Source organism: Paenibacillus uliginis N3/975, assembly GCF_900177425.1.
GTDB lineage: Bacteria > Bacillota > Bacilli > Paenibacillales > Paenibacillaceae > Paenibacillus_AQ > Paenibacillus_AQ uliginis.
The window spans coordinates 5053304-5076775 of record NZ_LT840184.1 but is presented as its reverse complement, the minus strand read 5'-3'; the positions used below and the strand labels follow the sequence as shown (position 1 = coordinate 5076775).

General features: G+C 44.3%; 21 protein-coding genes and 1 pseudogene. 15 read left to right on the top strand and 7 right to left on the bottom strand.

The features are described from left to right. The first annotated feature begins 54 nt into the window (after nucleotides 1–54). From B9N86_RS23805 to B9N86_RS23785, 5 genes are read left to right on the top strand one after another with little or no spacing between them, the layout of a single operon-like run. The gene (locus B9N86_RS23805; protein ID WP_208920999.1) at nucleotides 55–252 is read left to right on the top strand and encodes a hypothetical protein; all 198 of its coding nucleotides are present in this window, start codon (nucleotides 55–57) and stop codon (nucleotides 250–252) included. Next, nucleotides 164–1444: a vWA domain-containing protein gene (locus B9N86_RS23800; protein WP_208915583.1), complete on the top strand. Its 1281-nt coding sequence runs from the start codon at nucleotides 164–166 to the stop codon at nucleotides 1442–1444. The genes B9N86_RS23805 and B9N86_RS23800 overlap by 89 nt, the downstream gene beginning before the upstream one ends. A 19-nt stretch (nucleotides 1445–1463) precedes the next feature. Beyond that, nucleotides 1464–2096 carry a beta-mannanase gene (locus B9N86_RS23795; RefSeq protein WP_208915582.1) on the top strand — a complete coding sequence of 211 codons (633 nt, stop codon included), beginning with the start codon at nucleotides 1464–1466 and terminating at the stop codon, nucleotides 2094–2096. A 14-nt stretch (nucleotides 2097–2110) separates the two neighbouring features. Beyond that, nucleotides 2111–3373, top strand: coding sequence for a TRAFAC clade GTPase domain-containing protein (locus tag B9N86_RS23790; protein WP_208915581.1), 1263 nt, complete (start codon nucleotides 2111–2113; stop codon nucleotides 3371–3373). Further along, a complete protein-coding gene (locus B9N86_RS23785) occupies nucleotides 3370–6399 on the top strand; it encodes a GAP1-N2 domain-containing protein (protein ID WP_244562826.1) in 3030 nt (1009 codons plus the stop codon). The genes B9N86_RS23790 and B9N86_RS23785 overlap by 4 nt, the downstream gene beginning before the upstream one ends. 193 nt (nucleotides 6400–6592) lie before the next feature. Here the strand turns inward: B9N86_RS23785 and B9N86_RS23780 are convergent, their stop codons facing one another. Beyond that, the gene (locus B9N86_RS23780; RefSeq protein ID WP_208915580.1) at nucleotides 6593–6958 is read right to left on the bottom strand and encodes a hypothetical protein; all 366 of its coding nucleotides are present in this window, start codon (nucleotides 6956–6958) and stop codon (nucleotides 6593–6595) included. 209 nt (nucleotides 6959–7167) lie between these two features. On the opposite strand from B9N86_RS23780, the gene B9N86_RS23775 reads away from it, so the two are divergent. Continuing rightward, nucleotides 7168–7989: an AraC family transcriptional regulator gene (locus B9N86_RS23775; RefSeq protein WP_208915579.1), complete on the top strand. Its 822-nt coding sequence runs from the start codon at nucleotides 7168–7170 to the stop codon at nucleotides 7987–7989. Here B9N86_RS23775 and B9N86_RS23770 read toward each other — a convergent pair. Next, nucleotides 7930–9171 (bottom strand): MFS transporter, encoded by a 1242-nt coding sequence (locus B9N86_RS23770; RefSeq protein WP_208915578.1) that lies wholly within the window; start codon nucleotides 9169–9171, stop codon nucleotides 7930–7932. The two genes, B9N86_RS23775 and B9N86_RS23770, sit on opposite strands and share 60 nt — an antisense overlap. A gap of 478 nt (nucleotides 9172–9649) precedes the next feature. On the opposite strand from B9N86_RS23770, the gene B9N86_RS23765 reads away from it, so the two are divergent. Both B9N86_RS23765 and B9N86_RS23760 read left to right on the top strand, forming a co-directional pair. Next, complete coding sequence (locus B9N86_RS23765; RefSeq protein ID WP_208915577.1) at nucleotides 9650–13993, top strand: DUF4855 domain-containing protein; 4344 nt, start codon at nucleotides 9650–9652, stop codon at nucleotides 13991–13993. 254 nt (nucleotides 13994–14247) lie between these two features. After that, nucleotides 14248–14850, top strand: a complete 603-nt coding sequence (locus tag B9N86_RS23760; RefSeq protein ID WP_208915576.1) for a class I SAM-dependent methyltransferase — start codon at nucleotides 14248–14250, stop codon at nucleotides 14848–14850. A 406-nt stretch (nucleotides 14851–15256) separates the two neighbouring features. On the opposite strand, the gene B9N86_RS23755 is transcribed toward B9N86_RS23760, so the two are convergent. The 3 genes and pseudogenes from B9N86_RS23755 to B9N86_RS23745 all read right to left on the bottom strand — a co-directional run bounded on the left by B9N86_RS23755 (nucleotide 15257) and on the right by B9N86_RS23745 (nucleotide 16839). Continuing rightward, the gene (locus B9N86_RS23755; RefSeq protein ID WP_208915575.1) at nucleotides 15257–15700 is read right to left on the bottom strand and encodes a YrvL family regulatory protein; all 444 of its coding nucleotides are present in this window, start codon (nucleotides 15698–15700) and stop codon (nucleotides 15257–15259) included. A 279-nt stretch (nucleotides 15701–15979) separates the two neighbouring features. Then, nucleotides 15980–16183 (bottom strand): annotated as a pseudogene (locus B9N86_RS31035) (copper amine oxidase N-terminal domain-containing protein); the annotation flags it as partial. 377 nt (nucleotides 16184–16560) lie between these two features. Continuing rightward, complete coding sequence (locus tag B9N86_RS23745) at nucleotides 16561–16839, bottom strand: hypothetical protein (protein ID WP_208915574.1); 279 nt, start codon at nucleotides 16837–16839, stop codon at nucleotides 16561–16563. A gap of 131 nt (nucleotides 16840–16970) precedes the next feature. Here B9N86_RS23745 and B9N86_RS23740 point away from each other — a divergent pair, with 131 nt between their 5' ends. Beyond that, nucleotides 16971–17318, top strand: a complete 348-nt coding sequence (locus B9N86_RS23740) for a hypothetical protein (protein ID WP_208915573.1) — start codon at nucleotides 16971–16973, stop codon at nucleotides 17316–17318. Nucleotides 17319–17543: 225 nt separating this feature from the next. On the opposite strand, the gene B9N86_RS23735 is transcribed toward B9N86_RS23740, so the two are convergent. Next, nucleotides 17544–18716, bottom strand: coding sequence for an MFS transporter (locus B9N86_RS23735; RefSeq protein ID WP_208920690.1), 1173 nt, complete (start codon nucleotides 18714–18716; stop codon nucleotides 17544–17546). Between the two features lie 53 nt (nucleotides 18717–18769). Then, nucleotides 18770–19249: a MarR family transcriptional regulator gene (locus B9N86_RS23730; protein WP_208915572.1), complete on the bottom strand. Its 480-nt coding sequence runs from the start codon at nucleotides 19247–19249 to the stop codon at nucleotides 18770–18772. A 266-nt stretch (nucleotides 19250–19515) separates the two neighbouring features. On the opposite strand from B9N86_RS23730, the gene B9N86_RS23725 reads away from it, so the two are divergent. From B9N86_RS23725 to B9N86_RS23700, 6 genes are all read left to right on the top strand, one after another. Next, complete coding sequence (locus tag B9N86_RS23725; protein WP_208915571.1) at nucleotides 19516–19980, top strand: HEAT repeat domain-containing protein; 465 nt, start codon at nucleotides 19516–19518, stop codon at nucleotides 19978–19980. 216 nt (nucleotides 19981–20196) lie between these two features. After that, on the top strand, nucleotides 20197–20376 hold the full coding sequence (locus B9N86_RS23720; protein ID WP_208915570.1) for a DUF3934 family protein: 180 nt from the start codon (nucleotides 20197–20199) through the stop codon (nucleotides 20374–20376). 133 nt (nucleotides 20377–20509) lie between these two features. Beyond that, nucleotides 20510–20797 (top strand): hypothetical protein, encoded by a 288-nt coding sequence (locus B9N86_RS23715; RefSeq protein ID WP_208920687.1) that lies wholly within the window; start codon nucleotides 20510–20512, stop codon nucleotides 20795–20797. A 234-nt stretch (nucleotides 20798–21031) separates the two neighbouring features. Next, on the top strand, nucleotides 21032–21562 hold the full coding sequence (locus B9N86_RS23710) for an EamA family transporter (protein WP_208915569.1): 531 nt from the start codon (nucleotides 21032–21034) through the stop codon (nucleotides 21560–21562). Between the two features lie 65 nt (nucleotides 21563–21627). Beyond that, nucleotides 21628–22074: an N-acetyltransferase gene (locus B9N86_RS23705; RefSeq protein WP_208915568.1), complete on the top strand. Its 447-nt coding sequence runs from the start codon at nucleotides 21628–21630 to the stop codon at nucleotides 22072–22074. A gap of 230 nt (nucleotides 22075–22304) precedes the next feature. Then, nucleotides 22305–23243 (top strand): aldo/keto reductase family protein, encoded by a 939-nt coding sequence (locus B9N86_RS23700; protein ID WP_208915567.1) that lies wholly within the window; start codon nucleotides 22305–22307, stop codon nucleotides 23241–23243. Nucleotides 23244–23472 lie beyond the last annotated feature (229 nt).

The window sequence follows — 23472 nt, the reverse complement described above, 5'->3', positions numbered from 1 at the left end:
AGGATTGCCCCTACAAGGTCTTTCGATTAGCGGTAAATTGCGATACAAATACGGATGTCGGCATCGCTGCTCTTTGCTTATCCGGGCGATGATCCGACAGAAGCAATGACGGGAAGAACGCATCCGAGCGGATGTACACTATATGTGAGAGGATGCTATATCTATGCAGCGAAAAGTGAATTGGCTCATGGTGCTGTTCAGCTTGATTGGTGGCGCCATCGGCTGGGGGATCGGAGAATGGCTGCTAAATAGCCTGCGCGGCGAGTGGCCGGATATTGTAGTGAGCGGACTTTACTTCGGTGTGATCTCGCTTTGTGTTGGTCTGGCCTGCCTGATCGCTGAGATGATCTCGCCTCGGTTGAATGGCCCTTCGTGGCGTCAGCGATATACAGGAACCTCGTGGCTGGTGCTTGTTCCCGCGACGCTGGTGATGCTGTTCATTGCGGGCTTGGCGTTGGAAGCGGCATATCAGTTCGAGCCGGGCAATGTAAAAAGCGTGAACAATATCGTGCTCGCCATCGACAACTCGGGCAGTATGGAGCAGACGGATCCGAATCAGGACCGGTATAAAGCAGCCAAGCGCATGATCGAAGAGATGGATAGTGACAAGCAAGTAGCTGTGTTTGTATTTAACGACAGTGTGGACCTGCTCCAGCCTTTTGTGCAATTGGAAGATCAGGATGTCAAGAACCAGCTGTTCGCCAAGATCGATGCGATCCAGCCGACGCAGGGCGGTACGGATATCGGCTTGTCTCTATCCGAGGCGATGAAACACATCAAGGATCATCAGGATACGGAGCGCGGCACGATGGTCGTGCTTCTGTCGGACGGCTTCAGTGAAATAGACACAAACGCCATGCTCGCCGATTATAAGGCGCAGCATATTGGCGTTCATACGATTGGCCTCAGCCAGGTCGATGCCCAAGGCTCGGGCCTGCTGCGCCAGATTGCAGAGGAGACCGGAGGCCAATATTACGATGTATCCGATGCAAATGAGCTGTCGTTCGTCTTCGAACAGATCTACAGCAGTATTGGTGAAAGGACGCTGGTTACGGAGCGCTCCGGCCCGCTTAAGAACAGTACTTATTATATGGTTCTGCATATCATTGCCTTGGCACTTATTGGAACGATGCTTGGCCTGGCGCTGGGGCTCGTATTCGACAACCGTTATCTCGCCAAGAGCTTTGCGATTGGCGGCGCGACAGCGGGGCTCTTGGCTGGCTTCCTGCTGGAGGCGGGCCTATCCGGACGTCCGTTCACGGACGGACTCGTTCGCTTGGGTGCCGATCTCGTGCTTGCGGGTGTCATTACGCTGTTCTCATTCGTCGTGCCTATCCGGGAGAACCAACGGCAGCGGGGTGGACGACGGCACAGAGGCGCGGCCGAGAGCGAAGTCAGCAGCCTGTCCGGCCGGCAGTCTGATCGAAGCAGCCGCGGATTCTAGTGTGGGGGGGCCATGACAGATGCATTATATAGAGGCGGGATCGGATACGCCGATCATCCGTGAACTGACACATCATATTGACGAAGGGCAATGCACCTTGCGCTGGCTATGGCCGGCTGGTATCCAAGCCGTCTATATTCACAAGACGGTGGATGGCTTGCCATTGGATCGTCCGTCAGGTGCGGAGCTGAAGCTGTATACGAGAGACGAATACAAAGCAAATAACGGGTATCACGACCGAATTGAAGGGATCGGGCGGCTCGTCTATACGGTATACGCCTGTCTGTTGCAGGAAGACGGTCAAACGCTCCTCATCCAGCCGAATGGCGAAAACCGGATCGCGCTCAGTACGGGCCGGGCGAGAATCTATTATTCGATCCGCTACAAGGGCGGCTGGTTCAAAAAATTCAAAGCCGCGCAAATTCAGGTGACGACAGAGGTGCCGCTGCCCGCGGATGTCCTTTGCTATGTGAAGAAACAGGGCGTCTATCCTGTCAGCCAGGACGACGGAACAGTCTATCCTTTCGTCGAGTCGTTTGCCCCGGGCCGTAATGTGCTGCCGGAGATAGAGATCGGCAAGGACGACTATATCCGGCTTTTCTTTACAGACCGCCAACAATACGGCCAATTATACGAGCTGATACCGGAATAAGGAGGGGAAGACACTTGGGGATTTTTGATTTTCTGAAACGCAAACCGCAGCCGAAGTCGCAACCGCTGTTCTATGATATCGTGTGTCCGTACTGCTTTAGCAAGTTCTCGCCGGAAGAGGTCGTGTTTCGTGCGGGGCACCATCGCGAGGATGATGAGGATTATGCGATGCAGGAGGATGAGAAGCTTAACAAATACCGGGACCGTTTCGGCCTCGATACCGTCTATGATATGGAGGCGGTCATCGATCCGCGAGATATTCCGGAGGAGCACCATCTGTATTCCGATCATGTGTTGATTGGATTGAACGACCGGTATGGGGTCGTTACGCGCAGAAGACTGTGCCCGCATTGCCATAACGAGCTTCCGGTGACGGCCGGGAAGGTGCCCAGCAATATTATATCCATTATCGGGGCTTCCCAGGTCGGCAAGTCGGTTTACATGACTTCGCTTATTCATACGCTTCAGCATAGTACGGCGGATCATTTCGATGCCGCCTGCATGCCGCTCAATGCGGAGATAAGCCGCAAATTTCGCCACATGTACGAGGAGCCGCTGTTCGAACGCGGTGATCTGCTTGCTTCAACACAGAAGGAGAAGATGCAGGAGCCGTTTATTTTTCAATTCGTCTTCAAGGATGAGTCGAAGCCTCCGCTGACGCTGGTGTTTTTTGATGTCGCGGGAGAAGGAATGGTCGATCAAGATTATCTTGGGCTGCATGGTCAGCATATCAAAAATTCAGCAGGCATCCTGTTTATGATCGATCCGCTGCAAATTCGCTCCATTCGTGAAAAAATACGCATGCAATATGGCGGCGAATCTAACGAGTGGGTACCGCAATACGATGAACCGCGTGATGTCGTGCTGACGCTGTTCGGCGATTTCATCGCCTATCAAGAGAAAAACAAGACCGACATTCCGACGGCGGTCGTGCTGACGAAAAGCGATATGCTGCATGCGTTGAAAGATGAGGACGGAGATTATATAAAGGGAAATAGTAATATTTTCAATAATATGATTCATCGTAAATATCTTAATCTAACCGAATCCAACAATATCGACGGTGAGATGCGGCGCTTTATCGAGAAGGTGGACCGTCCGTTCAAAGGCACGATGGATGTCTACTTCTCCAATACGTCCTACTTCGCTGTGTCCGCACTTGGCAGCAACCCGGTCAATCAGAAGCTGCAAGGTGTTGTAAGCCCGATTCGGGTCGATGAGCCGTTCATATGGCTGCTGTATCAACTGAATTACATCGAGGGGAGAGAGCAGCATTGACAGCGAACGGATCCTCTCGCATTCAGCAGCAAATGTACACACGGGAGCGGAGTGGCATTTTCCGTCCGAACGAAGGATTTGACACGATTGCGAAGTCTGCCGGTCTCGATGCCGGTTTCATCAAAAAAGTGCTGCACCCATTCTGTGTTTACGATGCGCCGGCAGAACTGGTGTCGCAAGGCGAAAAGGGTGAAGCTCGCTATCCGCAGGCGCTGCATCTGTTTCACGCTGACACGGGACAGCTCGTCCTGGGCCGCAGCATTTATCAGGCAGCCGATTTTACCGGCTTGCGCAGCGCTTTCTTCACTCATAACTACATCATTCCTGTCGAAAGGGCCGCGGCGGTAAAAGACTATCCTGGCTTGCTGAGAACCGCCTTCGCCAGCAGCTATGACATCGAGCAAGGCATGGAACTGCCCGAGTTGGAGCAACTGCCTGCTGAAGCGGAAGTGGATCATCCGGCCTCGCCATCCGCTCTGCTTGCCAGCTTGGGGATCGACGAGAAGATGTTCAAGCAGTTGCTGTTCGCCGTCATGTCGTCCATCGTTACAAGGCGCAAGGTGTTTGTGGCGCTCGATGTTGAAGTGGAGGCGTTGACAGAGTGCGCAATACAGCTCGCCAGCGTGTTATACGGCAGCCTCCCTTACGCGTACCGCCGCGCTCTGGGTTTGCTTACATATTCGAAGGATCCGCAGAGCCGGAAGGGGATTCATCTCACCTTCGTTGAACGCGGAAGCTTGCGGCCCAATGATCGTCAAATCGACAAAGATTATACGTTCGATCTGGCATCTCGGCGGGTTACGAATGTCGATATCGACCTGGCGAAGCAGCCTTACCTGAACTTTGCCTGGAACAATCTCTCGCTGCCGGAGCGGGCGGAAGCGTTCTATGACTTTGCGGAACAGCTGTTGCAAGGTATGGACTCGCAGCAGTATACGGCGATTGTGAGCTGCCACGAGCTTGCCGTCTTGTACCAGATTGAAGGAGGCGACGCTTCCTTATATATGCAGAATCGAAACATCGTACTCCGTTCCATGCTCGGCTATTTGGAGCCCGTCGGGGCTGCCCTTGCGAAGCCGCGGCTGCAAAAGCTGTTCCGCGACTGCTTCGATCGCGAATATGAACGGGTGCAGCAGGGACAGGCGCCAGATCCGGATATTGTGAAGTGCTTCATCGAATACGAAGCAATTGCCGGGGGGACAGCGGGATTGGGAAGCGACCTGCTCGGATATTTAATCCGAAGCTTGTACGAGGCAAGCAAGGAGAAGAACCGCGAGTGGATGGAAGCTTACTATGATCTTATTGAGGGCAGCGGCAGGGTCAGCCAGACCTTCTTCGCTGCGCTGCTGCGGGGCGGCAAGACGATTTCGCTTTTCTTCCCGTTTATGCAGCGGAAGTTCCAAAAAGCGACCCGGGCCGAGGAGGTCGTGAATTTGGCGTTTCATTGGTCCAGCCAGTATCCGATCCTTCTAGACACGAATGAATTTATTGACCTGGCCACCGGACAGCTGATGGAGAAGCTCCGGCGTGAGGTGGAGCCGGTGTCGGCCGTGAATACGGTGCTCGATATGATCGACCGCTTGTTCGAGGAGAAGAGCCATTCGGCGAGTGAACCGATGCTATCATTCTTGAAACTGCTGTCCTATGAAGCGAATGTGTTCTTGCTGACAGAGCTCGAACTGGAGCAGGTACACAAGGATGCATTCCTGCAGATCGATTTCCTGGCGTACCCGGATGAAGTTAGACAATGGGCGACCCGTTTTCCGCCGCATGTGGAGTCGAACGCAGCGGTTATGCTGTCTGCGTACCGTTGGTTTCACGACGAAGATCCGGATGAGTTGCTGTTCGACGGATTGTCACCGGCAGAGATGGATCGGCTGCAGAAGCTCGGCCGCCGCTGGCTGCAGGACGATCTCGGACAGGCCAATTTTGGCCGGCTAGTGCTTGCCTTCTATCGCGGTATCGACAGCGGCATGATCGAGTACGGATCACTGCTTCATTACTTGCAGCAGCATGCCTCCGATAAAGAGACCGTCTATAAATTTATAAACTGGTCGAAGAACAAGCGTTTCTTCTTGAAAGGGAAGAAGCTCGCGCCGGGATATGCGTCGGCATTGGTAGCATATTTCAAGAAATATGACAGGGACGCATTCAAACACCGGATGAACCGGAAACTTTATTTCGATAAGGCGGGCCCTCCGCTGCAAGCCGTCTATGACACGGCACGCCGCGAGCTGTCTCCGCCGCTCGTGAGATGGCTGCATCGTAACCGGAAGCCGCTTGTGTGGCTCATGGCCATTATCCTGGTTGGCGGGGGGATTACCGGAGGAATGGCAGCGTTCGGCATCTTTGACCGAGACGATCCGGTCGTGACAGGAATGCCTGGTACCAAGCCGGCGCCGCCGCAGCAAGCGGCAGAGAAGCAGGAGCCGCAGGTTTACGCGCGGCTAACCGAGGATGTCGCTGATGGCGAATTGAAGCCGCAGACAGAGCTTGTATTCGAGTTCGGAACAGAGGCGGAGTGCGCCGCCTTCCAAACGGACACGATTACTTTGAAGCTGATGGACGGCAAGGCGCAGAGTTATACGGATTTTAAAGTGCAGTATCTTTGCTCTGAGGGAAGCGGGGCAAGCGATGATGAAGGCCGTTCGGATGCAGGGCTGTCGGATCGTGCTCAAGACACCGGTGCAGGAACGGAGGAGCCGCCATCGGTGAAGGGACAAGCCGGAGACGCAGAACCTCAAACCGAGTTAGACGGGAATGGGGACCAGACACCGGCTGGAAATTCTTCGGAAAACCCTTCAGGGAACAGCGTGGGGACGGACAAGACGGCGGCGGACGACACAACGCAGGGAGAAGCGCCATCTCCCTCGGGCGGAACAGATGCTGATAACGCCCAGGATACAATCGAGCCTACCCGTAAGCAGATCTACTATGCGATCGTCTCTTTAAGCGAAGAGGTGGCTGTTGATCATATAAGTGAAGTACTTGTGAACGAAAAGATGGTTAAATATATAAAAAAATAGAGGGTTCACTTATCTGAATAGCGATTCTACTGGTATCAAACCGCTGGTCAACCAATAAACAAAAATGTTAATCCTGGGTATTGTTACAGTGATGATAGTGTTGTTCTCAATGTGGAACTAAAAAATAAAACGCACGCTAACCATGAAATGGCTTGGCGTGCGTTTTTTGGCGTACAATCCCAGGCTAAAGGCGCTATTCATTGGAAAGATCGTCAATCGCTTGAACAGCTAGTTCCAATGCTTTAATTCTTCTTTCTAAAAGCGTTCTTTGAGGACTACCTGTCTTTGAATTAGCATAAATGTTCTCAATTGATGGGAATAAACCAGTAAGAACATTGCGAGCTTCTGCTAAATCTTCCTGGGTGTAATGATGGGGTCTTTGATTCCAAACGTTTTCTAGCATGGCTAAGCCGATGTAAAGAGCTTTGAGTCGTTTCTTTAATAAGGTAGTATTTGCGCCTTTCTGAGTCATCTGAGCCAAGGCCTTTTCGGATTTACTGATTGTCGATTGGAAGGATTTTATTGATTCCAATTTATCTACATTTGATACGTTTTCCATGTTAGTACTGTCCTCTCTTATTTTGCTTGATATTTGATAAAATCGTTAAAAACCTGATTTCACTCGCTCTGTAATCCCTAACCATAGCCCCTTTTCCAATATTCTTCATATTCATCAAGACCCATTCCCAAAAAATTAGATATTGCATCATAATCGTATTTGACATGGTAAACTATAATGTAAACTTCAGTATAGTGATGGTGATTTAATTGTCTATCGTTTTACAAGCTACACAGGGTTTGTTATTGTCCACAAATCAAAAAAAATGCGAAAGCAAATGGCGAAACGACTATTCTTATAAGCTTATCTATTCTATAAAAGGATCTATGTATTACCAGACTGAGAGAAGCGACATTTTCTTATCTAAAAATGAATTTATTCTTTTTAACCCGAATGATATGCATAAACAAATTTCAGTAGATGATCATAAATTTTTAATAGAGCTTGATCCACGATTTTTTAATCAACTGACGGCTGATATTTCATTTATTAAAGATGATATTTCTTTCGCTCTTACTGCTCAAAAACATCCATTAATCCAGCAATGGGTCCATTTTATAAATGATTATGTACAAATAGAAGAAGTAAACGAAAGTCATTCATTAGAGTTATTTTTAGACCATAGCTTCACTCAGTTAGCATTAATTATACTTAAAGTTATGGTTGGTACACATTCGTCTGACATTAACATACAACCATTTAAAGAAATTCACCCTGCACTATACAAAACAATGAACGTTATAAAAGAAGACTTCCAACATGCTTGGAGCCTAGATGAAATGGCAGGGGTTTTAGATATAAGCAAATTTCAATTTGCCCATCTTTTTAAAGAGTACATTGGAATTTCCCCCTTTTCGTGGCTTCAATTATATCGCATTATCAGAAGTCAAGAAATGCTTATCAATACCAAGAAAACTATTGCAGATATTTCATATAGTTGTGGGTTTTCTACTATCTCTGTTTATAATCAATTATTTAAACGTCTCTACGGAATCACGCCCAGTTTTTTTCGAGGGAAATACACGAAATAAATAGACAAATGAGCCGATAACCATCATACTTCCGCAAAAAACAAAAATATACCGAATTTCTACAAGAGGGGATAGTGCGCCAAACAAGCTCAACGAAAGCACATTAGAACCATATAAGAGAACTGCATTAAAACTAAACGCTCTGCCTAATTTATTTATTGGTATCAATGTTTGAATAAGATAAACCCGTGCTAAACCAGAAATAGGAAGTCCAATAGCTGCGATTAGTATACCAATAAAATAGGTTGACAGATGAGTTGCAAATCCTAATACAAGTATACCAACACCCCATACAATAGAACCGATTAGATAAATCGTGAGGGTCAGCTTTTTCCAAAGAAAAGGGATGACGATATTGACTGTAATCACACCAGCACCATACCACCCCATTAGAAGACTGTAAAGTTGCTCACCATTATTCTTGGTTTCTATTAGTTGTAACAATAATCCGACCTGCCATACCCAAGTGTTAAAGAACACAATCAAAAAAGTTACAAACAACAACGTTCTGATAGTATATTCACCTTTTACCCAGTTAAGGAAATCTTTTATAGAACTAAAAATACTGTCAGTTGTATTCAACAGGTTATCCGTAGTATCGTTATTTTCTTTCCAAAGAAGTTTTAAGATGAAAAATACACTGACTAAATACGTTAAGGCATCAATTGTGAAGAAATGAATTATTTGTCCTGAATTTAACAGACCAATACTAAATATTGGTCCAAGCATTTGTACACCTCTTGTCACAATATCAAATAAGCTATTTGCAACTGTTCGATCTTCTATAGAAGTAATGAGAGGTAATACAGCTCTGTAAGCTGGATTATAAAAACATCCTAGACTTTGAATTATGAAACTCACAACTATTAAATGCCAAAAACCTAAAAGATTCATTTGATAAATAAAGACCAATGAAAGAATAATAGGTACTCGTATGATGTCTATCAACAGTAATAAACGTTTTTTGTTTACTGAGTCAGCAATTACTCCACCAGCTAGTCCGAATAAAAGGTATGGAGTAGCTTGTGTAATAGCCATAACTGTGGTCAGAATGCTGGATTGTGTTAGTTCATAAGATAAAAAAAGGAAAGCAAGTCCTGTAATAACATTTCCTAATTGGGAAATCCCTGCTCCCGCCAAATAATACAATATCATTCGATTCTTCAGTACACTTCTATACACTGTCATCACCTCATTTAAAAGTTACAGTGTATCCTTCTTTTTTTCTATCTTCATCTTGCTGCATTTTCTTTCAATATTTACTTAATAAAATATTGTATTTCTCAAAATAAGCAACAAAATTATACTACCTATTCTTACTGAATTAACCTGCTTCGTTCGTGGTTAGATATTATTATGATTGTCCTGTTTTCTTGTTCCTCCTCCCTAGCATCATGCAACGGCCATTTTGCGGGTAAGAGGTATCCAAGTCAAATTTGTAGTCTTAAAAAGTTGTATTGTAGCTCAAACTGTCGTTCTTGAGCGACAGGTAAACAAGTGTATATGAAAAGTAATAACTTATCTATTTAAAACAAGAGTTAAGTTTCTTAATGTTACTGTAAAGCCACGTCTAAAGTTTCAAAAATAATAGGTGGAAAGGATGAAAGATCATCGGATTAAGCTTGTTACATCATAAAGAATAGAAAGGAAGTGGGCGTTTATGACTTGGTATAAAAAATGGGCAACGATTGTAATGATTATTAGCTTATTGTTGACACTTGTTCCGGCAGTGCAAGCGGAGGAGGGAAATCCGCCAACGCCAACGGAAGAGCAGGTTCTGCCAGGCGAACCAAGTGAGAATGACGCGACAAATCCAGATGAAGAAGTATCAGATCCTGAAGTCCAACCGGAAGATCTGGCACCGGTGCAGGGTGTAGAAGGGGTGATCCCTGCAGTGTATGGGTTACAGTCAGATATTCATAATCTTGCTCTAGGGCTTAATTATGAATGGTCTGAAGCACCTGAAGCTGCGTATCCCGACGATAGCAATAAGCTGACTGATGGAATACATGGTGAACTGAAAATGTCGGATCCGGCATGGGTAGGGCATGTGAAGAAAAAGACACGCGAAGTCGTGTTCGACTTAGGTGAGCCAAAGTCGATTTCGAACATTAAAGCCCGGTTTATGCAAGATTGGCCTACCAACTCTATGTTGGTTCCGTTGACGGTCTCGATGTACGTCTCTGACGACAAGGAAAATTGGGGAACGCTTTCACACAACGCTACTCAGCTTCTTTGGGGGGACGGACCTCCAAGAGAAGAGGTGTATGAGTGGGATGGGGCCACAGACGGAATTCGAAGCGGAAATTTGGATGCGAGCATGGCCTATGCCCGTTATGTAAAGGTAACCTTCTCGATGCATACCAGGGCGTGGAGTTTCATTGACGAAATTGAAATTATGGGTGCTGATGGGAAGCTTGAAGGAGCGGTGACGGTTCCGGCTGAGCAACCAGGCTTTTTAGAACCGGGTGAAGCCACAGCAGGCATTCGCAATCTTAATTTGCTGTATAACGGGCATTATCCGAATGATTTGGGAACTTGGAAGAAGGATCGGATTATTCCTAACATCAGTTATGTAGATCAGTCAGGGGAGCCGGTGGATTGGCTCTTTGATGGCGTTCTTTATCTCGGTCTTACTTCACCGAATGGCCTGGCATTCGACGGGGGATTCAGTCCGAGCACAGGAGCCACTCTGAAAGAATGGCAGTGGTATCTGGATAAGACCTTTGCCGAAGCAGGCGATATGCAGCAATTAAATGAAGCAACAAAGGAAATCGGAGCCAAGCTCGATCGGCCAGATTTTAAAGAAAAGGTTGTTTTGATGATTCCAGATCCAGGTGAGTATGTGAGGGATTTCGGAGTTATAGATGGTGAACCTCTAAACTTTAATGTTTCAGATGTCGGAGAAGAGAAAGCGCTTTCTAATCGGGAAAAAGCGATTCAATGGTGGTTAGATCAAGTGGAAGAAAGATGGGGAGCAGCGAATTATTCCAATCTTGAGCTTGTGGGAATGTACTGGCTGGCAGAACAAATCAGTACAAGTGAGAAAGGTCCAGATCTGCTTCAATCGACAAGTGTAAAAGTTCATGGCAAAAATCTGAAGTTTTTCTGGATACCGCACTCCCTGGCGTACAAAAGCTACATGTGGAAGGATGTCGGGTTCGATGCCGTAGCCTTCCAGCCTAACTATTTCTTTGAAGAAATGGGTTATGACCGTTTGGAAGACGCCGCGAACATAGCGAAGCAGTATGGGATGAGCAATGAACTGGAGTTTGATGATCGGATGCTTACAGATGCTGTATTCCGTGAACGGTTTATTGATTATTTGAACAGTGGTGTAGAAACGGGGCTTATGCAAAAGGGTTTTAAAGCCTACTACCAAGGGAATAATGCTATTTTCAATACAGCTGTTAGTACGGATCCTTCAACACGTATTTTGTATGAATGGCTTTATCAATTCGTCAATGGAACCTATGAAAAAAACAATGCCGCTCCACCAGAAGCGGTAGTACAAATGAACGGTCAAACGCTTCAAAGTGGAGCCGTCATACCGGATACGGAGCCGGTTCAATTCACATGGGAAGTCCAAAATGATGATGGAAGCGGATTGACTAAAGTGACTGCAACGTTTGATGGCAAACCTTACACCGAAGGAACAGTCATTGATCTGGCAGGCAAGCCGGGTAAACACGAGCTGATCATAACCGTAGCAGCGGGTAAATCGAAGAAAACCTCTTATGTCATCGAAGCATCCACGAATGCTGACGGTTTGAAAACGTTAGTTAACCGCTTCGAGGAGAATAAGCAATTCACGAATGCTGAAGCGGCTCGTTCTTTGAACAATTATTTGGAAATGATGAAACGCTACGAAGGCGCAGATGCAGCTAAGGCTGTCAAATATCTAAAAGGATTTAATGCAAAGCTGGATCTGTTGAAGAAAGATCATATCATTTCTGATAGCGCTTACAGTACGCTGAAGGAAGGCGTCTATTATCTGATTGGGAATGAAGCTGCAAATAAAGCGGTGGAAGCATCATCGATAGAAGGCGCCAATCCGAATTATGCACCTGCAAAGGCAGTGGATGGATTCGCTGCTACAAGATGGGCGAGTGACTATATTAACAATTCGTGGTTCCAGATCGATCTCGGTGAAGTGAAGGAGATGGATACGGTAAGAATCGATTGGGAGTATGCTCGCGCGAAAACATATAGATTACTTGTATCAGATGATAAGCAGAACTGGACAAATGCCGTGAGTGATAATGATGGAATCATTACAGCGCATGATGGAAAAGAAACGGTTCAATTTGATCGTCTTAAGGCTAGATACATTAAATTTCAAGGAATTGAAAGAGCGACGGATTATGGATATTCCTTCTATGAATTTGGTGTATATAATCTCTCCGGAGCCGAGGAGATCAAAGCGATTGAAGGCTTGAAAGCGGCAATAGACGCAGCATCGAAAAAAGTAACGATAGATGGGTTAATCATGAATGGCGGCCTTGAAAAGGTTCAATTGAAAGTGCTTAATCCGAAAGGCAAAGTGGATTACGAAGGTCAAACGACAAGTACAGAAGCCGGAGGTTTCCAATTCGTATTCACACTCAAGACTGGAATAGAGGGAACCTACGAAGCCTATCTGTCAACAGACGATATGAGTGTGCCTGAAAAAATTACTTTTGAATATAAGAAAGCAAACCCTGGCGAAGGCAATGGAGGAGGCAACAATGGAGGCGGCGGCAGTGGAGGAAATGGTGGAGGTAATAGTGGAGGCAGCAGCGGTGGTGGAACTCCTTCTCCAACTCCAGATGGATTCCAGCGCCAACCGGATGGTTCTGTAAAAACAGTATTGAGCTCCAAACTCGATTCCGATGGAAAAACGGCAATTGGGGTTTTGAGTGAGCAGGAAGTACGAAAGGCGTTAGCTCAGGCAAAGGCTGATCAAGCTGGTAAGCAGAAATTAAGTATAGAGATTAAGAAGAATGGGGAAGCAGCGAAATATGCACTGGATCTTCCTGCAACATTCTTGTCTGAGTATCCTAATCTGCTTATTGAAGTAATTACCCCGAAAGCATCAATCGTCCTTTCCGGACAGATGCTGGCGAAAACAGAAGAGCTTGGCAAGCAGCTTCGTTTTGTTATTGGCGATAAGGATGGAAAAACAATAAGCCCAGAAGCACAAGCTCAAATAGGCAACAGACCTATTATTCATTTGGAGGCTAAGCTGGATGGCAAGCTGATTCAGTGGAAAAATGAGAAGGCTCCAATCACCGTCACTGTTCCGTATTTAGTTGCTGGTAAAGAGATCGGGACTAGAATCGGTATATTGTCGATTAACGATCAAGGTGCAGCATCAGCTATGAAGGGAGCGATATATTCAGCTTCCGACAAGCTCATCCGCTTCCAAACGGACCGTACAGGCACATACGCGGTATATTATGATCAACCTGTATCCCAATTTACGGATCTCGGAAATCATTTATGGGCTAAGGAAGCCATTGATCAATTGACTGCATTGGGGATTGTGAAGGGAACATCGGCTGACATATTCAGCCCCGGTGAGCAAGTGAGCAGAGCAGATTTTATTCTGATGCTCATCAGAGCACTTGATTTAAAAGCGGAAGCAAGCGATACATTTACAGATGTTAAACCGCAGGATTATTATTACGATGCTGTATCCATCGCGAAGCAGCTGGACATCGTTACCGGTGTCGATGGGGAGCGATTAGACCCGAAAGCAAAAATAACACGACAAGATATGATGGTGATGGCTGTCCGGGCCTTGAAGGCAGCAAAAGCAACAGAGATCGCGGGAGACCTGACAACGCTTGACGGTTTTAAGGATGCCAAAAGCATATCTGCTTATGCGGCAGGTAGTATTGCGGGCATGATTGAGCAGGGTCTGATTCAAGGTGATGGACATATGATCCATCCGCGCAACAATACCACCCGTGCTGAAACAGCCGTGTTTCTGTATCGGTTATTGAATTATGTAACTGAATAATAGAGCTTCATTTGAAACGAATTCACACATTGAAAAATCCCCATTTATTTGGTGGAACTTTTTTAATGTGTGATTTTTTTTGTTTCTGAGGAAATGATCATGTTAGATGGGCTTAATATGACCTAGAACCCCATATGCTGGAAATTTATTGACATAAAATAACTGTAACACTATTATAAAGAAGAAAAACACCATGTTATTTCCTCTTAATTCTTTCTTGCCGTACATTTTTTAAATTATGGGAGGAATCGAAAATGGAAAATGCGAAAATTCAGGATTATATCGAGAGCAGTCAACAGCAATGGGACGAAGAGTACAGATCTAATATGTGGAGTTATTTATCGGATATCACGGAATATGCCAGATATTCGATTGTCTACGGGTACATAAGAAAGTTTGTTGCAGATGAGGGCATTTTGGATATGGGTTGTGGCACCGGTATATTGTACGATATGCTTTTGGACAGCGAGAAGGATGTCTATACAGGTGTGGACCTCTCGGAGGAGGCTATCAAAATAGCGTCGAGTAAAACATCTAAGCGCTTCCATTGTGGGGATATTAATCAATATGTTCCTACAAAGCGATACGATGTCATTATTTTTAATGAATCATTACAATACGTACCGAACACGCCCAGCAAACTGTTAGAATACTCGCATTTCTTGACTCCTGATGGCGTAATAATATCTTCCTTATATTCTCACAAAAACACCCTGGATCCGGACTATGCAATGGTAGAATATAAAATCGAAGAGATGGAGCAGTGCGGACTGTTTGATGTAGTGGACAAGGTGAGCTTGTTTAACCATAACGCTGGATTGAAATGGTATATTCATCTTTTGAAGAAAAAGAGTTAGAGGGTTAGCAGATCATGCGTTGGAATTGAACCGTATCTTGTAGTCCGTTAGTTTATTAAACCGATTTTGATTTTTGATATGATGAAATAACCTACTTCTGAGGCTTGTGCCTAAGTGGGTTATTTTGTATCCATCTGGGTTAATAACTTGATTGGCTTCGTGCCTTTCAAGGTTTCTTTTTTTGGGGGGGGGCTACCTAGTTAATCAAGTTGGAAGGAAAGGAAAAAAACTAAGGGACCAGCTTGGTTGCATCTCTTATAGATACGTGGATTGAAAATATCATGCGCTGCCGTATCTTAAGATTTCCTACATTATTAAGAATGTAGAAACAGGCCATACTCCATTTAAAGCATCATTTAGCAATTCTAACTGATGAACAAAAATACCAAAATATATAAAGCAACATTTACTTTTTTGCTTTAGTTTCAGAAGCAAGATCCAGTATTGCAATAATTAAAGAAAGAATTATCTCTGTAAGTACCTTTAATTCTATCGAATTAAAAAGTTCATCTAATAGAGAAATGGTAGCCCAGTTGATTAAAAATGAAAATATCAGGAAGCTAATTTTGATTTGAGTATGATTCCATTTTTCTGAAATTCTCATTATAGTAACACATAGTTTAATGATAGAATCACCTATAATTGCTAATAAAAAATATGATAATACAAACCAAAGGAGAGACCAAAAAGAATTATATTCGACACCCAATAAACTAAATAAACCTAATATACCAAAATAGAAAGCCGCTATCACAAAGGCAATAGCGCCTATTATTAGTAAGGTCACTGTTGTAATAACAAAAAACTTTGTACGAAGTGTTTCTTCCTTGAAGGGTTTTTTATTATCCATTATGATTCACCTCAAAGATTGAGATAGTCCATCCTACTATGAAGATTTGTTTCAAATATAGTGGAGATAAATCATGAAGCAGTAGATTTGGACAGCACAGTTGAAAAAAATGTTGAATTAATAACCAAAACTTTAATGGATAGTCCCTTATGGTTTCTTTTTTTGTGGGGGCTACCCAGTGCAATCAAGCCGGAAGGAAAGGCTACATTTACTAAAAACTAGATAGTTTAGGTAGATCATTTAGCACTGTTGCTCTTGATAAACGTAGATCATTGCTGTTTAATTTTTTTTTGTTTCATTGTCAATTAAAGCAATTTGAACGGATGTTGTATATTTATTCCATGCTACATCACTTTCAAAGGCTTCTGATATAAATCGAATAGGTACAAATAAACTTCCATTATGAATTACAGGCGGTGCATCAATTTTAATACTAGAGCCATTTTTAATTGCTGTTCTGTTATTATTTTGAAGAGTGAGTACATTATTATCTTGATCAAGATATTTTCAGTGTTTTAGTTTTATTATCTCAACTCAGTATTTTTATCTATAACGTAAATTAGCTACTAATGTTTTGTGAAAAGGGGATTTTTATGCTAATAAGATGAGCCCTTTCATAGGTATATTTCGCATGGACTTCTTATGCATTCATACTGATGTTTCTCTACATAATCCTGATTGATCCCGATAAAGGGAATGAGATCACATTCCCGGGGTTGAAGGATGACATCCTCAATGTGTTGCAGCGGTAAGTAGATCGAAGCCAAAAAACATCGGCATCCCCTTACAGGACGCCGATGTTTTTTACCCTCTGAAGCGTGCTGGTCAAGGCCAAAGAATGACGGTTGGTAACGTGTGCCTTACTCAGGTTTTTCTTGCCCGGGATCAGCCTGGATAGTTTCGTCCGCACCGGGAAAATCCCGATTGATGCCCATATGCAGATTACGGTCCTCATAATTAAAGGGATTGGGTGGCCGCTGATCCTTGCGCCAAGGACTGCTTTTGCCTAATGATTCACTCCGCAGATCAGCCCCATAAGGCCCCTCGGGAAATTCCTCGGGAATCAGGTCGTTGCGTTGGGATTCAACAGTAGATAGATCCGTATATTCCGCGCGTTCTTCCTTCTCAAACCGGTTCATAAACGAAGCCTCCCAAATGGGTACTTAACATACCGTTTCAGTGTGCCCCAGACCGCAAAAATCATGCAGCTGCCGAATCCTATATTCACGCTCTTTTGCATACATATGATATGAAGAGGAGCGTGAGCAATATGGACAGTAAATTAAAGCGATATTATCAACTAAAGCAAAAGCATAAAGCGATAGAGCAGGAATTAACTGAATTACGGAGTGAGATCATCGACCATTGTGAGGAGCAGGACATATCCGAACTGGAGGCTGGGAGCTACAAAGCGAAGATTGTTCTTCAAGAGCGGAAAGAATACGATGATAATAAGCTGTATGAAGCGCTCCCTGATCCTGAGGTGTGGCGCATGCTCTCCAAGTCGGATCCTTCTAAGATTGCCAGCCTGATCACACTTAATGTCATCTCCAGGGAAAAGATTAAAGATACGTTCTCGATCAAAAGTGTGTCCATGCTGCATGTGGATAAAAAATAAATATTAATGCACTATGGATTAGTCGCTTATGCGGAACGGCGTTTCGTGAGGGCGTTAAAAAGGCCGGGCTGCCTGTGAAAGTCGGCCTTTTTTTGCATCCGGCCCGTCCTATTGGATTACCGAAATTATGAGAGGCTACGGCGAAAAAGTGCAACTTCTTACACCTTTACACTGCTTACAATATGATCGCCCTTACATTGTTACTACGGCAGTGTCTGCCCTCGATCATTTAATCCTTATGAACATGATATAGCTTAATAGAGCAAACAATATGCCAAACGCTCCAAATACAAGCGCAGAGGGAGCAACATTTAATAACAGCCCGGAAAGCACCGGCCCCCCAGCCATTCCCATATATCTGATGAAGTTAAACATCCCTACCGCGCTTCCACGGTTATGCTCAAATTCATTCGTTATTCTAGTGGCAAATAGAGGGGTCAGCATGCCTACAGCTATCCCATGAAGAGCCAAAATGACAGACGTGCCCGTTAAAGTATACAAGTGAGCCACGGCAAATAAAAGGATGCTGGAAGACGCCAATATATTTCCAAATGCTAATAATTTTCTGAACGAAATTTTAGCTTGGAGAAACTTATATGCGATACTTCCGAGGATTAAACTTAAAGCCATAGGCAAATAAAGAAGTCCTACGATTTTCAAACTCAAATGATAGTGATCCGCTAACAAAACGGGCAAATACACCATAATCGAAAAATAGAGAAAGAATATGCAAAAACTTAAAAGCAGAATGGAGCTTCCGACTTTATTTTTAAATATAGATGTGTAATGAAGCGCCAGAGTTTTTAGGCTTACAGCCTGATTGCAATCGATATCGTCTTCAGGGAAGAACAACCAATTGATAAGCAGCAAAATGACGGAAACTCCTACAAGAAACCAGAACACGCCGGGATAACCATACCGCTCGCCGATGAAGCCGCCTAGTACGGGTGCGGCTGCCGGAGCGACGGATAATAACATCTGATAAGTTCCCATCGCGCTTCCCCGTTGATTTCCTTGGAATAGCCGGCCGATTGTCGTTGCCGCAATAAGCGGGATCGCCGCCGTCCCAACCGCTTGCAATATCCTCGAAATAAAAAATACGGTGAAATTTCTTGTAATGGCACAAGCAATGCTGGCGGCAACCGTTAGCAGGATACTGGAAATAAGAACGGACCGGGTTCCTTTAAAATCAATCAGTGATCCAAAGACAATCTGCATAATAGCTGTAATAAATATGAAAATGGATACCGACAGGTTTACCATGGTTACGGAAACATGGAAAGAATCCCTAATCAAAGGAATGATTGGAGAATAGATGTTTTGATTCAAAGAAGCGATAAAAGCACTGATACATACCAAATATAGGATAAAATAAGAGTTTGATTTCAAGCGATTCATCATAACCATCCCATCTTGATTTCAAAATTAAATGAAGATCCATAACAAGAGTTTTAATTCTCTGTTATTCGGTGAGTCATATCCTGAAAAAATTTCAGGATCACTTTTTGTTCCGATTGCGAAAATGTATCGATAAACGCATAGAATTCTTTTTCTTTTTGCTTATGAATTTTTTCATGCAGTTCGAATAAGGAATGCCCTTTGGACGTTAACTCAAAATATATCTCTTTCTTGTTATCAGGGGATTGAAAGCGGGTAATAAGGCCTTCCTTTATCAGCTTCGTGCTGATTTTCGTAATATTCGCTTTCGATAGATTCATCTTCTTGGCAATAGCAATATTATTGATGGGTTGATGTTCGCCGATACACGCAATAACATGCAGACTTGTCATATTTGTAGGCAGATACGGCAGTTCCTCTTGCGCGGCCTGTTTATAAAACATCTGTATATCACGATCCGCTTTCTGTTCGTTGAGATGTAAAAAATGCAAATAATTATGATATATTTCGTGTTTTGTAAGATTGTGGTTCATTACGACAGCGCCTTCTTTCAAACGTATTTGTATTGATTATCTCGGGAAATAGTTTACCAGTAAACAATTTTGATTTTATATGTTACGCCTATCGATTGTCAAATAATCGGGCCAAAGCAAAAAAGTATAGAATATCCTGTACTTCTCCCCGGTAATGTTGTATATTTCATCATGCTTGTATTCATAATGATCGGTAAAGGATCGAGCCGGAATCCCGGGTCATATAAGATATTTCGCAGAGCTATTAACGAAGGGAATGAAGTGTTTTGGATACGGAACAACAAGTACAGGGCGAAAAAAATGAAAACAGCTATAAGGAATTGAAAGCAGCGGCCAACCGGACAGCAGATTGGCGGGAGCGTCTGAAAGCGGTCGAAGAATTGGGCAAGATCGACAATCCGCAAGCGCTAGATGTGCTGAAGCATCGCATGATGAATGATCCGGTCTATAAAGTACAAGAGGCTGCTTATCAACAGCTGAAAGAAGTGGGCGAAGATGTTCAGATGCCTCCAAGAAGACAAGAAGAATTGGTTAAGGGACTTACGAAAATGCTCGTCCGAATCAAGAAAAGCCTTCCGGCTGGACATAGCTATGAAGAGTTCAAAGAGAAATTGAAAAAGATGAGAATTGATGTGTACGATACGTACGAGGGCGACAAGGGCGAAGAATTCGATAAGTGGCTAGAAGACAAATGGGCGTCACTTCGGACAAGCCAGCAAAAAGGGGTATGACACGGTAGGTGGTTCCTCACAAGGGGGAGCTGCCTTTTTTATTGATTTGAGTTGTTGGAAGAGATGGCATTGTTCCAAAAATTTAAATTCAAATCAGACAATTACAGATTTAGCTGGTATACTGGAAAAAATGATAATTGCGTATTTATGTCGGTATACCCGGTATACTGGTTAATAGTAAATAACATTGAAGTTACAATATAACGGAGTGATTATGTGAGTAAAGCTAAGGGTAAGGGCGGAACAGGCAGGGGAACAGGCAAAAAGGGCTGGAACCGGTGGCAGGCCAGTGCCAACAGATCCAAAAGCGCCCCTAAACCGTATAAGAGCAAAAACACAAAGAATCAGGACAGCGCAGAAAACTCCAAATTGGATGATGACAAATTGGACATATAGGCAGTCTGATATGTATAAACTTAGGATAGGCTGATTCCATATGCTCAAATAACTTGACGAAAAGGCAATGTAAGGGGTAGGCTGGAATCGATAAAATAGATTTAGGAGTGGTAATTTGAGGAAACACAAACCAATGTCTTTTGACGAACTGCTGATGGATTTACAGGGCCAGAGAACGATTCAGGACGATCCGAATCATGTTTCGCTGGACGATCTTTTCAATGAGACGTTTATGAGCAAGCATTCCAGCTTTAATAGCTTTGGAGCGTTTGTGGAGAAAGGCAACTTTCAAGTGCAGACACAGGAAGATATCAATAACATCCCTGACGAACTGTTCGACCGTCATGTTGCAAGGGAAACGGATTTTGCAGATTGGAAATCCATGCTGGACACAGCGACCAAGGAACATGCCAATAAATAATGAGTATAAATATGAAGTTGAGTTGAGCGTTTGAGTTAACTTGGCGGATTAGATGAAAGGCACGGGATGGTTGTTTCGTGTCTTTTTGCGTTAGTATACAATCATACCTGCGTTCATTGAAGTGGAAAGGTCTGATGCTGATACCATGTTTAGTGTAGCTATATTGCTCGTACTTGGTTCGGGGTTTCTGCATTCCGTCTGGAACATGGAACCAGCCCATTATTAGTGCCACTCATGGGAGTAACTTTACTTCACGAACAATTATCCGCAGGAGGATGGATAGGCGTTATAACGATTGTTGTAGGCATTGCGCTGTTAAGTAACATAAAATTCAGTCGTCATGAATCTTCATTAAAGGCACCGCTGATGGCACTCGCCGTGGGGATCTGTATAGCGAGCTACATCGTCGTAGATAAAATAGCACTAAACTACGTTCCAGCTGTAGTATTAAACGAAGCAGCGAATGTAAGTAGTCTGCTGGCTTTGTCTTGGGCGGCATTCCGTTCCAAAGGAATGAGGAGGGAACTGAGGACGAACTGGAAGATCATCTTACTGGGCGGGTTAATCGCACCTGCAGGATACTTATTGTTCTTGTATGCCTTATCTCTTGCGCCCGTATCACAGCTTGCGCCAATAAGGGAGATTGGAACCGTCTTTGGGACGATCATGGGAATATTTATTTTACGGGAACAACAAGGTACAAGGCGTATACTCACATCTATCTTAATTACCGTGGGAGTCATCATATTAGGAGTTTGGGGTTAATGGTAGAACTAAACCTCACAATCAGTCGAGAGGAAAAGGCAGATCAACGCTGCCGGGTACAACATATGAATATACGATTATTTCAGAATTCCGATACGGAGAAGGTTGTTGATATTTGGCTAGAGGGCTCATTAAGAGCGCATCACTTTATCGACTCTGGCTACTGGGAAGCGCAAAAGGAAGCGATGGCAAGTCTGTATCTTCCTTCCTCAACAACATTTGTGTTGGAGCATGAAGATGAAGATAACGACACTATCATTGGATTTATTTCACTTATAGAACAGTACATAGCGGCATTATTTATTGACGTTAATGCGCAGAACCGAGGATACGGAGGAAGGCTGCTCAATCATGTCAAGAAAGACCGAGACTTACTCGATTTAAAGGTTTATCAGAAGAACGAAAGTGCCACCCAATTTTATAAGAAAAATGGCTTTCACATTGTTGAAGAAACGGTAGATTCAGCAACGTCGGAACCGGAATATGTGATGAAGTGGGAACGGGAATCGTAACACTTTAATCATAAAGCTTGGTATATGTTCATACGCTAAGAAAAGAACATCAGATAATTTTTCTCTGATGTTCTTTAGTTTGAGTTGATGTATTTTTTGAACAGCAGATGATGGTTTTGCTTCTTGTTCACAGGTACAAATACTGATTCACCTTCTTTTAAAAGAATAGGAACTATTTTAGAGTAATAGATACAGATATCAAGATCATTTACTTTTAGGAGGAATGTGATATGAAATATCGGAGACTTGGCCGCAGCGGCCTGAAGGTAAGTGAAATTAGCTTGGGAAGCTGGCTTACTTACGGCGGTTATGTAGAGCGGGAGAATGCAGTCCATGCTATTACGACCGCGTATGATCTCGGCATTAATTTCTTTGATACAGCGAATGTATATGAGAATGGTGCAGCTGAAGTGCTGGTCGGTGAAACGTTGAAAGCGTATCCGCGTGAATCGTATGTGCTGGCTACGAAAGCCTTTTGGCCGATGGGAGATGGTCCGAATGACCGTGGACTGTCACGTAAGCACATTATGGAACAGGCTCACGCCAGCTTGAAACGTCTGGGTCACGATTATGTCGACATTTTCTACTGCCACCGTCATGATCCGGAAACACCGCTCGATGAAACGTTGCGCGCACTGGATGATCTTGTTCGTCAGGGTAAGGTGCTCTATGTGGGTGTCAGTGAGTGGCAGGCCTCCCAGATCGCCGAAGCAATGAGTGTTGCCGACCGTTATCTACTGGACCGTATTGTCGTGAATCAGCCGCATTACAACATGTTCGAGCGTTATATTGAAAAAGAAGTGATACCGCTCAGCGAGCGCTCTGGGGTCGGTCAGGTTGTGTTCTCACCGCTTGCCCAAGGCTTGCTGACAGGGAAGTACACGTCGGCTTCCGATATTCCGGAAGACAGTCGTGCCTCGAAGCTGGAATGGGTGCGCAAAGGCATTACGGACGAGAAGATTGCCAAGGTGCATGAGCTAGAGAAGATCGCAGATGAACTTGATCTGTCCGTTGGCAATCTGGCCCTTGCCTGGGTTTTGCGTAATTCCAATGTCGCCAGCGCACTTGTAGGCGCCAGCCGTCCGGAACAGGTGACGGAGAATGCGAAAGCATCCGGTGTAGAGCTGAGTGAAGAAATCGTGGGCCGGATTGAAGAGATTCTCGAGTAATGAGTGCACGAGATGGCTTCTGATATGATCAGGAGTCATCTCTTTTTTTAGAGATAAGGAAGATAAACTTCGGAGGAGTAAACAGGATCCTTATCTCGCAAGAAAAACTACCGCTAAGTGCGGTCTGTGTTCTTTGAGATACGTCGATTGACGTTTTTCTTATATTCAGTAAGGTTTAGGCAGGGGATAGATCTACAAATGGAGAAGAAGTCTCGGATAATGAGAACAG